The organism is Paractinoplanes tereljensis (genome assembly GCF_016862435.1).
GTDB classification, from domain to species: Bacteria; Actinomycetota; Actinomycetes; order Mycobacteriales; family Micromonosporaceae; genus Actinoplanes; species Actinoplanes tereljensis.
Genome location: NZ_BOMY01000061.1, coordinates 112352 through 128665, shown reverse-complemented (window position 1 = coordinate 128665; position 16314 = coordinate 112352). Strand labels below are relative to the sequence as shown.

Here is a 16314-nt window from a genome sequence, read left to right as displayed (position 1 = left end):
GTGACAAGCAACCTGTCGGCCCGGCGCTGGCACCTCCTGCTCCGGGCCGGTGCGTCCGTGGTCCTCGCGCTCGGTGTCGTGACCGCCTGCGGGTCCAACGACGACAGCGGCGACGACAGCTCGACCACCGCGGCAACCGTCAAGTCGTACGACAAGAGCGTGGCCGGTGTGGTCGAGGCGTCCGAGGCGTTCCTCGCGACCCTCGACGACACCGAGAAGACGTCGGTGCAGTTGGCCTTCACCCAGGCCAACGTCATTGCCTGGTCCAACCTGCCGTGCGGGGCCACCTGCCGGCCCGGCATCGCGCTCAGCGCCCTCGACGACGACCAGGTCGCGGCGGCCAAGAGCGTGCTGGTGACCGCGCTCGGGACCGGCGCGGGCACGGGTTACGACCGGGTCTCGGAGATCTTCCTGGCCGACGATTACCTGGGCAGCGTGCAGGCGAGCAGCGGCACCGACACCAGCGCCGACCCTGGTGGCGGCATGTCCGGTGCTCCCGACGGCGGCATGTCGGGCGGGCCGGGCGGGGCTATGCCGTCGGGCGGGAGCATGTCGGGCGGGAGTTCCGGCGGCGGCCTCGGCGGCTACTCCAGCGGTAACTACTACATGGCGTTCCTCGGCACGCCCAGCACGACCGACGCCTGGCAGCTGCACTTCGGCGGCCACCACCTGGCGGTCAACCTGACCTACAAGGCCGGTGCGGTCGAAGGCGCGTCGCCGTTCTTCGTCGGCGTCGAACCGACCAGCTGGTCCGACGCGATCGGCGCCACGCACCAGCCGCTGCAGGACATGAAGGCCGCCATGCTGGCCATGACCACCAGCCTCAGCACCGCCGAGCAGACCAAGGCGAAGCTGTCCCAGTCGTTCAGCGACGTGCTGGTCGGGCCGGGCGAGGACGGCCAGTTCCCGGCCAAGAAGCTGGGGCTCGCGGCCAGTGCGCTCACCGCCGCGCAGAAGAAGCTCGTGCTCGCCGCGATCAAGCCGTGGGTGGCGAACGCCGACGACGCCACCGCGACCTCGCTGATGAGCACGTACGAGTCCGAGATCGACAAGACCTACATCGGCTGGTCCGGCACGACCGGGCTGACCAAGCACGCCGATTACGTGCGCATCGACGGTCCAAGCGTGTGGGTGGAGTTCGTCTGCCAGAACGGCGTCGTCCTCCAGGACCAGATCCACTACCACACGGTGTACCGCGACCACACCCGCGACTACGGCGGTGAGTTCACCTTCTCATGATCCGCCCGTTGGTCGTGGCGGCGGCCGGCGTCCTGGCAGCATTGCTGCCGGTGGCGCCGGCCGACGCGCATCCGATGCCGCACACGGTCGTCACGCTGGACGTGCACGACCGGTCGGTCACCGCTTCACTTCAACTACCGGCCGAAGATTTCACTCTCGCCAGCGGCGCCGATCCGGCTTCCCCCACCGCCGTACGCGCCTATCTGCTCCAGCATTTCCACCCACAAGCCATGACCGGTACGCCGTGGCGGGTCGAGATCGGCGCGGTGTCGCTGAGCGACGCCGAGCAGACCGGCACCGGCCCGTACCGCGAGTTGCTCGTCTCGGCCGAGCTGACGCCGCCGCCCGGCGGCAATGTCCGGCACTTCCGCCTCGGCTACGACGCCGTGGTGCACCAGGTCGTCACGCACACCGTGCTGGTCTCGGCGCGCGACGGGGGCACCTCGACGGAGATCGGCGTCATCGGCATCGAGCGGCAAACGATGACCGTGCCCGACCTGACCGTCGACCTCGGCAGCTCGTTCGACTTCCGCCCGTTCGCCGGGATGGCCGCTGTGGTCGCCGCCGGGCTCGTCGGCGCGATCGGGCTGAGAAGGCGGAACACCCGGGCAATTCGTTGACCCTCGTCGATCCCTCCTGTTTGGATTCGTGCATACCCGATCGCGGAGGCGTGCGATGGCGTTTGCTCAGGTGGGAATTGTTGCGATTGCCGCGTTGCTGACGACTGGCCCACTGGGAGGCGCCCCGCCTGCGGCCGCCCCGCTGACCGCCGCGCCGCTGGCAAGCGGTCCCCTCGCGGCCGGTCCGGTGGCAAGCGGTCGGCTGGCGGCCGGTCCGCTCTATCCGCCGGTTGGGTCGACCACGGCGATCCTCGACCACTCGGCGCTGCTCGGCTCGGTGCCGGAACCGGATTGGTACGAGGCCAACATCCCGTTCGTCGACGTGCCCGACACCACCATCCGGGACACGTACTACTACCGGTGGCGCACCTTCAAGGAGGCGCTCAAGTACACCGGACCGGCCGACGGCTGGATCGTGTCGGAGTTCCTCGGCCCGGTCGGGTATTCCGCGCCGTCCGGTGGCATCGACGCCGCCGCCGGCCACCACCTTTACGAGGGCCGCTGGCTGCGCGACCGCCGCTACCTCGACGACTATCTCGATTACTGGCTGACCGGCTCGGGCTCCGGACCGAAGCCGGCCACCGACGCCCTGAACGACAACGCCACCGACTGGGCCCACCAGTATTCGTTCTGGGCGGTCGACGCCGCCGTGGCCCGGGCGTCGGTGACCGGGGACTGGCGTTTCCTGACCGACCGCCTGCCTTTACTGGCCCGGCAGTACGAGGGTTGGAAGGCCACCAACTTCGACGCCGCCCGCGGCCTGTACTGGCAGACCCCGGTGTGGGACGCGATGGAGTTCACCGCGAGTTCGTACCAGAGCGACGACCCCTATCACGGCGGCGACGGCTTCCGCCCCACCATCAACGCCTACCAGTACGGCGACGCCCGCGCCCTGGCCCTGCTGTCCCGCCGGGCCGGCGACAACGCAGCCGCCACCCGTTATGACACCGAGGCCGCACAGTTGCAGAAGGCTTCGGAGACAGTTCTATGGGACCCCACCACATCGTTCTACAAGCATGTGACCAAAGATGGGCAACGCATCGCCGACCGTGAGCTCATCGGCTACCTCCCGTGGTACTTCCACATGGCACCGATGCAGAACTCTGCCGCCTGGGCGCAGCTGAAGGACCCACAGGGTTTCGCCGCGACCTACGGCCCGACCACCACCGAGCGGCGCAGTCCTTGGTTCATGCACGACGCGCTGTCCGGTTGCTGCCGCTGGGACGGCCCGAGCTGGCCGTTCGCCACCAGCCAGACCTTGACCGCGCTGGCCAACCAGCTCCTCGACTATCCGGCGCAGTCCACCATCGGCGTAGCCGACTACGTCACCCTGCTGCACAACTACGCCGCGACGCAGCGGAAGAACGGCACGCCGTACGTGGCCGAGGCGCACCACCCCGACGAGGACCGCTGGATCTACGACGGCGCCGGCCACAGCGAGGACTACAACCACTCCACGTACACCGACCTGGTCCTGTCCGGCCTGCTGGGCATCCGCCCCCAGCCGAACGACACGGTCCGCATCGCCCCGCTGGTGCCCGCGACCTGGTCGCACTTCGCGGTGGAGAACGTGGCGTATCACGGCCACAACCTCTCAGTGGTGTGGGACCGCGACGGCACCAGCTATGGCCGCGGAGCCGGCCTGCGCGTGTGGATCGACGGCGTGCAGCGCCTGCAGCGCGCCACGCTGGGCGACGTGACAGTGGCCGTTCCCGCCGCGGTCATCTCGGCCCAGCCGGAACTGGTCGACGACGCCGCCAACGTCGCCGAGACGGGCTATCCGGCCGCGACCGCCTCCTACACCTGGCACGGCGACACCGCCGCCAACGCCATCGACGGCCAGAACTTCCACCTGGACGTCCCCTCCACCCGCTGGACCACATACGGCTCCCCAAACCGAAGCGACTGGCTGGCGGTAGACCTGGGCGCGGCCACGGCCGTCTCGGACGTACGCCTAGATTTCTACGACGACGGCGGCGGAGTCCGAGTCCCCGACTCGTACGCCTTGCAGTACCAAGACACGGCCGGCACTTGGCGCGACGTCCCCGGCCAGACCCGAACCCCCACCACCCCCGCCGCCCGCCGAATAAACAGCATCCTGATCAGCCCTCCGATAACCACCGACCGCCTACGAGTAGTTGCCTCCCGCACCGACGGAGGCGCAACCGGCCTGACCGCCCTACAGCTGATCCGCCAGCCCGACCCAGCGGTGTCGGTAGCCTTCACCGAGACCTCGCTGCCCATAGACGCCGCCCGAACAGTCACCGTCCACACCCGGCTGACAACTACCGCAGCTGTACGCAGCCGGGCCGCGGCCGACGTTCGGACCAGCCTTGAGGTGCCGCGTGGCTGGACGGCTCGCGCCGTGGCCACCCGCCGGTTCGGCCCGGCCGTGACGACTACCTGGCAGGTCACCGTGCCCGCCGACGCCGATCCCGCGGCCGGCCTGCCGATCCGTGCGATCGCCCGGTCGGCCGCCGGGGTGAACAGCGCCCTGCTGCCCACCCGCTACCAGTTCGACCCGGCCGACTACCCGACGATCGCCTGGGACGACGACTTCTCCACCGACCGCCTGGCGGCCTACCGCATCGACCACCCGGCGGCCGAGCCGTCACCCCGCCTGACCAGCGGCTCAGGACTACTGACGGCCGCCGCGGACACCCGGGCGTTCGCCGTGCTGGCCGCGCCGGTCACCGCCGCCCCGGCCGGCACCGCGATCATCGTCGAGCCGTCCCGCTTCGCCGGTTCATCCCCCGAGGACAGCCTGTTCCTGGGCCTGTCCGCCGGCGACAGCAGCAACGCCCTGGCCTGGTACAACAACCATTTCGCCAGCTCCGGCGCCGACGTGCGGGTAAACGGAACCGGCTACCCGGACGCCACCGGCGGCTGCTGCGCCGCAGTCCGCTGGGCCCCAGGCGACCGCTTCGCGGTCGTGTCCCGCTCCGGCAAACTGACCACCTGGCTGCAACACGACTCCCAGTGGACGCTGATCCACACCGCCCCGATCGGCGCAGTCGTCCCCACCGGCTGGTCCCCGGCTTTCGGCCTGCGTCTGGACGCAGGTTCCCTGGCCCTGGACCGAGTCACCATCCGCTCCCGCTAACCAACGGCCGGGCCCGGCCCCGCACCCCACTCGCGAAAAGAGGAGGACAGCCCGCGAAGCGCCGTCCAGACCGGTTGGGCCGGACGCCGGTAGCGACCTGCAGGGCCTTTGCTCTGCGTACCTATACGCGCTGCTCTGCTCACCCGAGGTAAGCGCGCCTTTGGCGCGTATAGGTACGCAGAGCAGCGCGTATAGGTGAGCAGTGCTAAGCCGCCGGATGACACCGGGCAGGCTCGGCGGCGGTGCTCGATCTTCGGTGCAGCGAGACGCGATCTTGGAGATCTCCTGTTTGCTCCGAACAGGAAGTCGACATGCTTGGGGTGCAGGAGCGCGGCCGCCGAAGGACCCGCCTGGTCATATCCGGCATGGGCGGTTTGTCGGGCACGGCGTTCCGCGCCCTCTCCCGCGAAGCGACACCAAGTCGCACCCATGCACGCGTAAGCCACCCTGGCTGGCAGCGCGCCGTTGCCGGCCTCCGCCTTGCGCGAGGGCGCCACCAACGCCGATCTTGCGGAATTCCCGCTAGGAGCTGACAGCAACTCCGCACCCTTGGCCGCTCACCAGGCGCAAATCGGTCATGGGCGGTTTGAGGGGCAGCCGTGGGACGTGATGCGGCTCGGGGTGGCCGCCTATTCGGGCATAGCGATCTCACACGCAACCGTTCCCCTCCCGCGAAGCGGTCCAAGGCCGTTTCGCGGGAGGGGATCGGTTGCGCGAAGCGGTCCAAGGCCGAACCCACGCACACGTAAGCCGCGCAGGCCGGCAGCGCACCGCTGCCGGCCTGCGCCTCGCGCGAGAGCGCGACCAACGCCGATCTTGCGGAGTTACCGCTCGGAGCTGACAGCAACTCCCCACCCTTGGCGCCCCTCCCGGCGCAAGTCGGTCATTGCGGATTTGCGCGCACGAGGCGGCGCTCGTACTGGTGCTCGGGGACGCCGGATCACTCCGGCGGCCCCAGGCCCCATCAGGTGGCGGAGCAGTTGAGGGTGGGGGTGCTGGCCGTGCCGTTGGCGAGGAAGCCGAACGTTGTCGTGGCGCCGGCTGACAGGGTGCCGTTCCAGCCGGCGTTGGTGGCGGTGGCCGCGGTGCCGGAGGTGGTCACGTTGGCGCTCCACGACTGGGTGATCTGCTGGCCCGAGGCCAGCTGCCAGCCGGCCGTCCACGACTTCGTGCCGGCCGCGGTGGCCGTCACCGTGACCTCGGCCTGGAAGCCGCCGGTCCAGCTACCCACGATCGCCAGCCGCGCCGAGCAGGCGCCGACGGCCGGAGACGCCGTCGTCGTCGGGGTGGGCGAAGAGGTCGGAGAGGCGGTCGGGGAAGCGGTCGGCGATGACGTTGGGGAAGTCGTCGGGGAGGACGTTGGGGAGGACGTGGCGGTGGGGGTTGCGGTTGGCGTGGTGGTGCCGCCGTCGGTTATGGCCAGCTCCGCGTCGGTGAAGCGGGAGTAACCGGGGTTGATGTCGGTCTCGCCGGTTCGGCCGTCGCAACCGCGGTCCGGGTTGAACAGCAAGTAGGTGCCGGCGCTGCACGTCGTCGCCAACTCGGCGTCGCCGCCCACCACGATCGAGCCGGACAGGTTCGCGCCGCCCTGGATCAGGGCGTTGTCCCGGACCACCGCGTTGCCGGTGATCGTGGCGCCGGAGTTCACCCAGGCCAGGCCCTCGATGCGAGCGTTGCCGGAGACCGTGCTGTTGCCGTAGACCGCCGCCCGCGGGCCCACATAGGCGGTGGACGCGACCGTGGCGCTGTTGGAGACCCAGCCGCCGCCGTTGGTGTGCCAGTGGCCGCCCCCGGTCGCGGCCGGCTTGGTGTAGCCGGGCTCGTAGCCGGACGGCACCGCGCCCGAGACGGTGAACTCGTACGGGTAGCGGTAGTTCTTGGTGTATCCGTCCAGGAAGCCGTAGTGGTGCACCGACGACGGCGCGCCCAGCACCACCAGGTAGACCTCGGTCTCGCCGGCCTCGAGCTGGAACGAGATCTGGCCGTCGGCGGCCGTCGACACCGTGCCGTAGCGCGGGGTGCCGTTCTTCACCGCGACGAACCCGTAGCTCCAGCCGGAACCGGCCGCACTGTTCACGTGCCCCTTGAAGTGCAGCCGGACGAGCGCGCCGGAGGACGACGGCACCAGCTTGATCTTGTTGTAGCCGTAGTCGGACGGGGCCAGCGCATCAGGGATCGCGTAGTGGCCGGCCGCCTGGTTGACCGCGTCCACGGGCACCCCGTTGTAGGCGTTGAGGAAGCCCGCCCCGTACACGTTGTTTATGAAGGTTTGGAAGTGTGCTTTGTTGCTGTAGTCGTAAGTGACCTGGTGCTGGGCATATCCCGCCAGCTCCGAGTTAAGCTGATCTTGCGTTAGGCCCATCAGCCGCCGATAGGTCTCCAGCGGGTGCTCGGTGTTCCGGGCCTCGTTCCAGAGCCGGTTGAAGATCGAAATGCCACCGGACCGATCGACCAGGTACTGGATCAGCATCCAGGCGCCGTAATGGTGGCGGCTCGACGAGTACGCCATGTTTTCGGTGCGCAGGAACCGGGTCAGGTCGCCGGCCCCGCCGTCGGGGTAGACCTGCATCGCCATGTATTCGGCGCTGGACTCCCAGAACGTGCCGGCCGACGCGTCGGTGAAGCCGTACCCGGATCGGCCCAGGAATGTCAGGTTCTGGAAGACGTGTCCCAGCTCGTGGGCGAGGCCCCACGATCCGGGCAGGGCGGCCGCGGGCGCGATGTTGATCACGCCGACCTTGCCGTCCGCGCTGCCGCCGGTGGCCCAGGCGTCGAGTTCGGTGCGGTTCCAGGTCTGGGTGACGATCACGTCGATCTTGTACTGGGCCAGGGCGCCGGTCTCGGTCGTGAACTTCATCGTGTTCACGTAGTACGAGTACAGCGACTCCAGCTGGGACAGGATGTTGTCCGGGTCGAAGTTGTACGGCGACGGCGCGCTCGTCGGGGTCGTGCCGGACTTCTCGCCCCAGAGGAGGATGAAGTTGGCCGATTCCTTCGTCCGGTTCGAGGCCCAGGGCACCTCGCCGGTGCTCTGCCAGGACGCGGGGATGTAAACGGTTTTGGTGGCGGCGAATGCGGTCTTCGCGAGGGTCGGCGCGGCGACAAGGCCGACGGCGAGGACCGCGAGAACCGCCAGGAGGCGACGCATGTGAGACGTCCTTCGGGGGTGGGTGCGCCGCCGCGCGAGGCCACTACCGGAGGAGTGCGAACGAGGGTGGGGTCACATCATCGACTCCCCACAAAGTCGTGAACCACCCACGATCGGCCGGCAATGCCACCACACGGCCGCGTGGACGGAGGTCATCATCGGCATCGACGTCAACGTTTGTCAATATTTGCCGGGTCGATCGTGGTGTCCTCGTGCCGGACATTCCGGTTGTAAAGGTAGGTGATCAACCACAGGACCACGCCGATGACCAGCAGCACCCCGGCCACCTTGTAGTCGTCGGCAGCGCGCCCGGACAGCGGACTGGCCAGATAGGCGCAGGCCACCGCGCCCAGCACCGGAATCACCGTGGGCGCCTTGAAGTGCTCGTGCTCGACCGGGTCGCGCCGCAGCACCAGCACCGCGATGTTGACCACGGTGAAGACGCAGAGCAGCAGCAGCGACGTCGTCCCGCCCAGGGCGGTCAGATCGGCGAACCAGATCAACCCGAAGGCGATCGCCGTAGTGAAGAGAATTCCCACCCAGGGTGTACGCCGTGAGCGGTGCACCCGCCCCAGGACCTTCGGCAGCACCCGTTCGTTGGCCATGCCGTACAGGAGCCGGCTGGCCATCAGCATGTTGATGAGCGCGGAGTTGGCGACCGCGAACATGGTGATGAACGCGAAGATCCACAGCGGGAAGCCGGCCGCCCCCGCCTGCACGACCTTGAGCAGCGGGGCGTCGCCCTCGCCCAGCTCGGCCGGCGCGACCAGGGCCACCGACGAGATCGACACCAGGATGTAGATGACGCCGGTGATGCACAGGCCGGTGAGCATGACCTTGGGGAAGATCCGCACCGGGTCCTTGGTCTCCTCGGCCATGTTGACCGAGTCCTCGAAGCCGACCATGGCGAAGAACGCGAGCGCGGTCGCCGCGGTGACCGAGAAGAAGGCGCTCTCCCCCTCGGCCGCGGTGAAGTCGGTGAGCCGGGACAGGTCGCCGTTGCCGCCGCCGAGCGCCCAGGCGCCGATGCCGATCACGATCAGCAGGCCGGAGAGTTCCACACAGGTCAGCAGCACGTTGAGCTTGACGCTCTCGCCGACCCCACGGAAGTTGATCAGGGCGACCAGGGTCATGAAGCCGAGCGCCACCGCGGTCAGCGCGAAGCTGTCGCCCAGGGTCAGGTCGAACGCCTCGGCGAAGTTGCTGGCGAACGCCTTGGACGCGCTGGAGGCCGAGGTCAGCCCGGAGCACATCACCGCGAACGTGACGATGAACGTCAGGAAGTGGATGCCGAACGCCTTGTGCGTGTAGAGCGCGGCCCCGGCCGCCCGCGGATATTTGGTGACCAGCTCCAGGTAGCTGAACGCGGTGAGCAGCGCGACCACGAACGCGATCAGGAACGGCAGCCACACCGCGCCGCCGACCTCGTTGGCGACCCGGCCGGTCAGTGCGTAGACGCCGGTGCCGAGGATGTCGCCGACCACGAACAGCAGTAGGAGGCCCGGTCCCATGACCCGCTTGAGGGTGGGTTCGCTCAGTGTTCCGGTGTCGGCCATGCGCTGAGCGTATCGACGGAACGCAGTCGGAAGGTAATACTGCGTCACATGCATATCGTCGTGGCCGCGAAACCGGAAGCCGATCAGCCGTGGGTGGCCGACGCGGTGTCCAGCCTGGTCAAGCAGACCGGCGCGACCGTGGCCGTGGTCGCGGCCGACGAGGTTGAGCTTGAGCGCCTGGAGGCCGTACCCCGATCGGTGTTTTCCGGAAAGGCCCGCGAAGCGGCCGACCGGATGGCCCGGCAGCTGGCCGCGGCGTCCGTCCCGGCCGAGACGGCGGTGGTTCCGGGCCGGCCGGTGCGGGCCATTCTCGACTTCGCCGAGCAGCAGCGGGCCGACCTGATCGTGGTCGGTTCGAGCAGCCGGCCGGCGGTGGCCGAGCGGCTGCTCGGCAGCGTGCCGATCGACCTGCTCAAGCTGTCGTCCCGCCCGGTGCTGGTGGTGACCCACCCACGCTGAAAGGGGCCGGCGCGTAAACGCCGGCCCCCTGGCGAAGCAACTATCAGCAGGTGGGCTCGCCGGTCTGGGCCGGCACGCTCACCGCGGTCCACGCGGCCTTGACCGCGTTGAACTCGGTGCAGCTGCTCGGGTACAGGGTCTTCGCGGCCTGCAGCGTCCACACGCGGTACTTCAGGTACGACGACGCCGAGGTCTTCAGCAGCATCGCGTTGTACATGATCTTGATGGCCTTCTGGATGCCGAGGCCGGTGATCGTGGTGCTGTTACAGGTCGTCGACGCGGGCTGACCGTTGCCGCTGGTGCCCTGCGCGAGCAGGTAGAACCAGTGGTTACCGGGACCGGCCGCGGCGTGCACCTCGCCGGTCGGGGTGCTGCTGGTGTAGCAGTTGGAGTCACCCAGCGCCGACGGGTTGTACATGTTCCGGATCGCACCCGAGCCAACCAGGTTGACCTCTTCACCCACCAGGTAGTCGGGGGCGTCGTTCGGGCTGTTGATGTACCACTCGGTGGCCGCACCGAACGTGTCGGCCACGAACTCCTGGGTGCCCTTGGCCGAGATGCCGCCCGGGGTGTTGTCGTCGATGCCGTGGCCCAGCTCGTGACCCACCACGTCGGCCGACGCGATCCACTGACCGGCGGTGTTCTTACCGATCTGCACCTGGGTGCCGTCGTAGTACGCGTTCTGGTCGTTCAGGCCGACCCGGATCGGCCACGCGCCGCCGGAACCGTTCTGACCGTTACGGCCGAGCCACGAGGACAGCATCGCGTACTGCTTCTGCGCCACGTAGAACGCGTCCACGCCGCCGGACTCCCGGTTGGTGCCGACGCCGTTGCCCCACACGTTGTCCGTACCGGAGAAGGTGGCATTTCCGGTTGCGTTCTGCGCCTTGACCGTCGTGTGCGACGGGTCCTGCAGCAGGTACGTCGAGCCGGACAGCGTGGTGTCGAGCGAGACCGAGCCGTAGATCCAGCCGTTGCCGGTGCCGGTCACGTTGGTGACGTGCTCCTTGGTGCCGAGCACCGCACCGGTCTGGGCGTCCACGTTGACGGTCAGCCGGCTGACGCCCTCGGCGCTGGTGCCGTTGATCGTCGACTGCCACGCCAGGCGGGCGGCCGCATCCTCGGAAGTGACCACGACGAGCTTGGTGCCCTCGACGCCGGCGACCGACTTGAGCTGCTTCTTGGCAGTAGCCAGCGCCGCCGCGTCGGTGATCTTCGGGATGACCGACAGCTCACCGATCGGGCTGGTCTGCGCGACCGAGGTGTAGGTGACCTTGCCGCTGGCGTCGGTGGCGACGACCAGGTCACCGCCGTCGACCTGCAGGCCCTTGTACGACCGGGTGAACGGCACGTAGTTGTGCCCGGCCGAGCTGATCACCTGACGCCGCTGGAACGTGTCCAGGGTGCTGGCGTGCAGGGCGGCCGGCTTCGCGGCGATCAGCGCGTCAGCGCCGTTCGCGGCGGCCGCCTGGATCTGCGCGGCGGTCGGCGCCGTCGGCTGGGCGGCCTGAGCCGGCCCGGCCGCCAGGGCCGCGGCCACTACCGTCGCGGTACCGACGGCGACAGCCTTTGTGGTTCGGATCATCTCGCGTACTCCTTCTCCGCCCGTGCGGGGGATGCAAAGGCGGGTGCGATCGATGATCTTTGATTACTTCGATGACCGAAACCCTTTCCGGCATATCAGTATGATAGGTATCAGAGCGGTATGTCATCGATGACTGACGAACTGTCCCGGCCGGAACCCGACGAACGCCGGCCCGTCGCCCAAGCCCAGGCTCAGGGCGTCCTTCTGCAGGTCAAGAGACCAGTGACCGGTACGCACACGGTGCTCGGCGGCCCGGATCGCGGCCAGGAATTCCGATGGCACGAACGCGCAGTGGCCGCGCCGGTTCACATACGACTGCCGCAGCAGCGGGCCCCGAGCCTGCTGGGCGTAGCGGTTCTCGTACTCGACCGGGGCGAGCTGGTCGTAGAGCGTGTGCATGGTCAGCATCGGCACGTCGAGCCGCCCCGTGACGGTCGAGGTGCGGGTCAACGACCTGAGTGCGGCGGGTTCGGCGTGAACGGACGCGTGCCGGGTCAGGTCCTTGAGGTCGGCGGTCAGCGAGAGTCCGGCGGCACGGTAGAGCGTCTCCACGGTCGACCGGTAGGGCGACCGGGCCAGCAGCGCGGCGTAGTTGACCCCGGCGTTCCAGGAGGCGTTACCACCCGCGCTGAGCTCGATGAAATACCGGGACGGCACGATGAACGGCAGGGTCGTCACCAGCCAGTCGTACTGGGCCTGGGCGATGCCGGCCGCGTCCGTCGGCGGCGTGGCCTGCCCGGCCGACCAGGTCGGCATGTTGAGCAGTGCGGTACCGAGGGCGACCCGGGCCCGGCCGGCGGCGGTGTCCCGGGCCGCGGTGGCCAGCGCCGACAGCTGACCGGCGGCGGCCGCACCCTCGGCCGGGCTCGCGTAGTCGACAAGTTGGACATTCCCACCGAGCAGCCGGCTCAGCGCGTACTCGCCGTCCAGCTGATAGTTGTTCAGGTCGACACCCCCGCCGAGCAGGCCGCAGGTGGAGACCGCCGCGTCGAGGCGATGCCCGGCCCGCTCGGCCTCCTGGGTGCTGATCAGCCCGCCCATCGAGACACCGAGCGCGATGGTGATCTTCGGCTTCCCAACAAGTCGGGATAAAGCCGACAAAGAAGCGAACTGGTCGCGGGCCGCGCTGGCCAGGGCCCATAGCGAGCCGTTCGGGTCGTAGGACGAGCCGACGAGCGCGTAGCCCCGGTCGAGCAGAGCCTGCTGAGTCGCCGGGTTGGGCGCGTCGGCCGCCGTCAGCGTCCCGAACCCGTGGCTGTAGAGCACGAGCGTGCCGTTCCAGTCCTCGGGGACGTCGGCGATCCAGGTCGCGCCGTCGTCGAGGGTTCCGCTGTAGTGGGTGGCGGCCCGAGCGGGAGCGGCCGGAAGAAGAAGAATCAGGACGACGGCGAAGAACGCATAAAAGAGGCGTTTCACAATGACCTCCGCAGGGTGGGGACGATTCCCTTCGGCACGAACAGGACGACGGCAATCAGCAGCAACGCGTACACGGCGTAGGACAGGACGCTCGGCGCGTAGCTGGGCATGCCCGGCTGGGTGGCGAGGCTGGTCAGCAGCTGCACCACCACGGTGATCAGGGCAGCGCCGAGGAGTGCTCCGGCGATGCTGCCCAGGCCGCCGACGACGGCCATCACGACGTACTCGATCGACAGCAACACTGGGAACGACCCCGGCGCGAGATAGCCGAGAAAGAAGCAGTAGATGCCGCCGGCCAGGCCGGCGAAGGCGGCCGAGACGGCAAAGACCAGCAGCCGGTACGCGCCGACCGGAACCCCACTGGCCTCGGCCGCCATCTCCCCCGTGGCGAGCGCCCGCAGCCCCCGCCCGACCCGAGAATGCACCAGCCGATGCGCGATCAGGCTGACCAGCAGCACCCCGCCGACGACCAGGTAGGCGTAGTCGAGGTCCTGGTCGAGCTCGAACCCGCCCACCGACAGATAGGGCAACCCTTGCAGCCCGACCGCGCCACCCGCCCACTGCGCCCCGCTGAGCACCGACAGCAGCAGAATCTGCAGGGCAAGGGTGGCAAAGGCGAGCTGATGCCCGCGCAGCCGCAGAATGGGAACGCCAACCACAACAGCGGCCAGGGCCGCCGCAACCGGCGCCGCGACCAGGGCAAGCAGCGGCGGCGCGTGATGCAGAGAAAGAAGACCCGAGGTGTACGCCCCCAGAGCCGTGAACGCCGCCTGCCCCAGCGACACCTGACCGGCATAGCCCATCAGCAGCGACAGCCCGACGACCGCCATAGCGGACAGTCCGAGCAGGATGAATACGGTCAACTGCCCCGGCGCAAGCACCACCGGAAGCACGAGCGCACCAACCGCCGCGACCGCATAGGCCCACTTCATGCCGCCTCCACCAGATCGCGGCGTCCCGCTCGGGCGATCAAGACAACCAACATGAAGATCAAGGCCACTTCCGACTGGTACGCCGTGGAGAGGTACCCGCCCACCAGCGCCTGCACGACCCCGAGAAGCAGGCCACCGACAAGGGTGAGTCCGGGCCGGGTGAGGTTCCCCAGGATGGCCGCCGAGAACCCGCTGACCACCAGCGCCACGTCACTGTCGAACGAAACCTGCTGCACCGGCGTGATCAGCACCCCGGCGAGCCCACCGAGCGCCCCGCCAACCGCAAACGCGAACAGCCCCATCCGCACGACGTCGATCCCGACGGCCCGCGCGGCATAGGGGTCGGCCGCGGTAGCGGTGAGCGCCCGCCCAAGGTCCGTCCGGGCAAACAGCAGAGCGGTGGCGCCGAGCACCACGGCGGTAACCCCGATGATCAGCAGGTAGTGCGTCTGAATCCCGCCGACCGCCCCCGGCAGCCCAGGAAACGACCGCGGCTGATCCCCCCAGAAGAAAATCTCCACCGCGTACGCGAAGACCCCAAGCCCAAGCGTGACGATCAGCCCGGCTTGAGGCGTGGTCCCAGGCTTACCGGTAGCGACCACCCCGACAAGCACCCCGACAAGCCCGGCGAGCAGCACCCCGAGCCCTTCGGCGACGCCGTGCGGCAGTCCGGCCGCAAGCAGCGTGGTAACGGTGAGCGCACCGAGCACGGCAAAGCTGCCTTGCGCAAAGTTGACCACCCGAGTGACCCGATAGATGACCACAAGCCCGCTCCCGGTAAGCGCATAGGCACACCCCAGCCCAACCCCGGTAACGAGATATTGCGCCAGCTCCCCCATCAGGACTCCAGGCCCAGGTAGGCGGTGGCGACCTCGGTGCTTCCGGCCAGCTCGGCGGACGGTCCTTCGGCGACCACCCGGCCCGCCTCCAGGACGTAGGCGCGGGAGCAGAGGTCGAGCGCGAGCCGCGCGTTCTGCTCGATGAGCAGCACCGCGAGCCCTTCGGCGTGCCGCTGTCGCAGATGCCCGGCGAGGTTCTCGACAACGCGCGGGGCGAGGCCGAGCGACATCTCGTCGATGACCAGGACGTCCGGCCGGCCCATCAGCGCCCGCCCCAGCGCGACCATCTGCTGCTGCCCACCGGACAACCGCCCGGCCACCTGCTTCCGCAGCGGCACCAACTCCGGCAGAAGCTGATAGATGTGCCCGGTGTCCCGGTTCTTCCGGTCCCGCCACGCCCCGAGCCGCAGGTTGTCGTCCACGGTGAGCGGCCCGAACAGATGCCGCCCCTCCGGCACGAGCGCCAGCCGCCCGCTGGTGCGCAACTCCCCCGCCGCCGGCCGGAGAATCCCGCACACGGTGTTGACCAGCGTGGTCTTCCCGGCCCCGTTGGCCCCGATCAGCGCGACCATCTCCCCGGCCCGAACCGAGACGCTGACCCCGTCGAGAGCGGTAGCCGCCCCATACCGCACAACCAGATCCCGAGCCTCGATCATGTGGGCCCGCCGAGGTAGGCGGCGACCACGGCGGAGTCGGTACGGATCTCGGCGAACGGGCCGCTCGCGATGACCTGGCCGAGGTCGAGGACGGTTACCCGGTCGGCGAGGCGGGCCACGAACGCGACGTCGTGCTCGACCAGCAGGATGGACAAACCCTCGCCGCGCAGCTGTTCGATCAGGGCGGCCAGGGCGGAGCGTTCCGGGCCGCGCAGGCCGGATGCCGGTTCGTCGAGCAGCAGCAGGCGCGGGGCGCCGCACAGTGCCCTCGCCACCTGCAAGGCCCGCTGGCGGCCGAGTGGCAGCGACTCGGCGGGTTGATCCGCCCAGGGCGACAGGCCGGCCCGGTCCAAGGCCTGTGCGGCCAGCCCGCGGATCCGGGTCTCCTCCCGGCGGTGGCGCGGCAGGCGGAGGATCGCCGACATCGGGCCGGCCGAGGTTATCGCGTGGGCGCCGACCATGACGTTCTCGGCGACGGACATGCCCCGGAACACCGGTGAGTCCTGGAAGGCGATGGCGATGCCGCGGCGGGCCCGGCGGTGCGGGGCGAGCCGGTCGATGCGCTCGCCGTCGTAGGCGATGGTGCCGGCGGTGGCGACCAGCTGGCCGCCGATCAGCTTGAACAGGGTGGACTTGCCGGCGCCGTTCGGGCCGATCACGGCGTGCGTCTCGCCCGGCGCGACGTCGAGATCGACGTCGCGCAGGGCATAGACGCCGCCGAACCGCCGGGTCGCCCCGGACACCGTCAGCAGTGCGGGCAC

General features: G+C 69.2%; 12 protein-coding genes. 4 read left to right on the top strand and 8 right to left on the bottom strand.

What is annotated here, in order from left to right; genetic code table 11:
- The 3 genes from Ate02nite_RS46455 (at position 1) to Ate02nite_RS46445 (ending at position 4962) form a co-directional block, all read left to right on the top strand.
- A complete protein-coding gene (locus tag Ate02nite_RS46455) occupies positions 1-1239 on the top strand; it encodes a DUF3500 domain-containing protein (protein WP_239148217.1) in 1239 nt (412 codons plus the stop codon).
- Positions 1236-1859, top strand: a complete 624-nt coding sequence (locus Ate02nite_RS46450) for a hypothetical protein (protein WP_203814399.1) — start codon at positions 1236-1238, stop codon at positions 1857-1859. The genes Ate02nite_RS46455 and Ate02nite_RS46450 overlap by 4 nt, the downstream gene beginning before the upstream one ends.
- Positions 1860-2046: 187 nt before the next feature.
- The gene (locus tag Ate02nite_RS46445) at positions 2047-4962 is read left to right on the top strand and encodes an MGH1-like glycoside hydrolase domain-containing protein (protein ID WP_239148216.1); all 2916 of its coding nucleotides are present in this window, start codon (positions 2047-2049) and stop codon (positions 4960-4962) included.
- Positions 4963-5926: 964 nt separating this feature from the next.
- Here Ate02nite_RS46445 and Ate02nite_RS46440 read toward each other — a convergent pair.
- Together Ate02nite_RS46440 and Ate02nite_RS46435 are read right to left on the bottom strand one after the other, a co-directional pair.
- Positions 5927-8110, bottom strand: coding sequence for a DUF6055 domain-containing protein (locus Ate02nite_RS46440; protein WP_203814397.1), 2184 nt, complete (start codon positions 8108-8110; stop codon positions 5927-5929).
- A gap of 170 nt (positions 8111-8280) precedes the next feature.
- Positions 8281-9666, bottom strand: coding sequence for an APC family permease (locus Ate02nite_RS46435; RefSeq protein ID WP_203814396.1), 1386 nt, complete (start codon positions 9664-9666; stop codon positions 8281-8283).
- A 48-nt stretch (positions 9667-9714) separates the two neighbouring features.
- On the opposite strand from Ate02nite_RS46435, the gene Ate02nite_RS46430 reads away from it, so the two are divergent.
- Positions 9715-10125, top strand: a complete 411-nt coding sequence (locus Ate02nite_RS46430; RefSeq protein ID WP_203814395.1) for a universal stress protein — start codon at positions 9715-9717, stop codon at positions 10123-10125.
- A 43-nt stretch (positions 10126-10168) separates the two neighbouring features.
- Here the strand turns inward: Ate02nite_RS46430 and Ate02nite_RS46425 are convergent, their stop codons facing one another.
- The 6 genes from Ate02nite_RS46425 to Ate02nite_RS46400 form a co-directional block, all read right to left on the bottom strand.
- Positions 10169-11710, bottom strand: a complete 1542-nt coding sequence (locus tag Ate02nite_RS46425; RefSeq protein ID WP_203814394.1) for a M4 family metallopeptidase — start codon at positions 11708-11710, stop codon at positions 10169-10171.
- Positions 11711-11833: 123 nt separating this feature from the next.
- Positions 11834-13126, bottom strand: coding sequence for an alpha/beta fold hydrolase (locus Ate02nite_RS46420; protein WP_203814393.1), 1293 nt, complete (start codon positions 13124-13126; stop codon positions 11834-11836).
- Entirely contained in the window at positions 13123-14058 is a 936-nt protein-coding gene (locus Ate02nite_RS46415; RefSeq protein ID WP_203814392.1) for a branched-chain amino acid ABC transporter permease, read from the bottom strand. The genes Ate02nite_RS46420 and Ate02nite_RS46415 overlap by 4 nt, the downstream gene beginning before the upstream one ends.
- Complete coding sequence (locus tag Ate02nite_RS46410; RefSeq protein WP_203814391.1) at positions 14055-14897, bottom strand: branched-chain amino acid ABC transporter permease; 843 nt, start codon at positions 14895-14897, stop codon at positions 14055-14057. Before Ate02nite_RS46410 ends, Ate02nite_RS46415 begins: the two co-directional genes overlap by 4 nt.
- Entirely contained in the window at positions 14897-15553 is a 657-nt protein-coding gene (locus Ate02nite_RS46405; RefSeq protein ID WP_203814390.1) for an ABC transporter ATP-binding protein, read from the bottom strand. Before Ate02nite_RS46405 ends, Ate02nite_RS46410 begins: the two co-directional genes overlap by 1 nt.
- A complete protein-coding gene (locus Ate02nite_RS46400) occupies positions 15550-16314 on the bottom strand; it encodes an ABC transporter ATP-binding protein (RefSeq protein ID WP_203814389.1) in 765 nt (254 codons plus the stop codon). The genes Ate02nite_RS46405 and Ate02nite_RS46400 overlap by 4 nt, the downstream gene beginning before the upstream one ends.

Bases quoted from the DNA above. Each gene is read 5' to 3' on its own strand.
- Ate02nite_RS46450 (WP_203814399.1), top strand. From the start codon at position 1,236: ATGATCCGCCCGTTGGTCGTGGCGGCGGCCGGCGTCCTGGCAGCATTG.
- Ate02nite_RS46440 (WP_203814397.1), bottom strand. From the start codon at position 8,110: ATGCGTCGCCTCCTGGCGGTTCTCGCGGTCCTCGCCGTCGGCCTTGTC.
- Ate02nite_RS46435 (WP_203814396.1), bottom strand. From the start codon at position 9,666: ATGGCCGACACCGGAACACTGAGCGAACCCACCCTCAAGCGGGTCATG.
- Ate02nite_RS46430 (WP_203814395.1), top strand. From the start codon at position 9,715: ATGCATATCGTCGTGGCCGCGAAACCGGAAGCCGATCAGCCGTGGGTG.
- Ate02nite_RS46425 (WP_203814394.1), bottom strand. From the start codon at position 11,710: ATGATCCGAACCACAAAGGCTGTCGCCGTCGGTACCGCGACGGTAGTG.
- Ate02nite_RS46415 (WP_203814392.1), bottom strand. From the start codon at position 14,058: ATGAAGTGGGCCTATGCGGTCGCGGCGGTTGGTGCGCTCGTGCTTCCG.
- Ate02nite_RS46410 (WP_203814391.1), bottom strand. From the start codon at position 14,897: ATGGGGGAGCTGGCGCAATATCTCGTTACCGGGGTTGGGCTGGGGTGT.
- Ate02nite_RS46405 (WP_203814390.1), bottom strand. From the start codon at position 15,553: ATGATCGAGGCTCGGGATCTGGTTGTGCGGTATGGGGCGGCTACCGCT.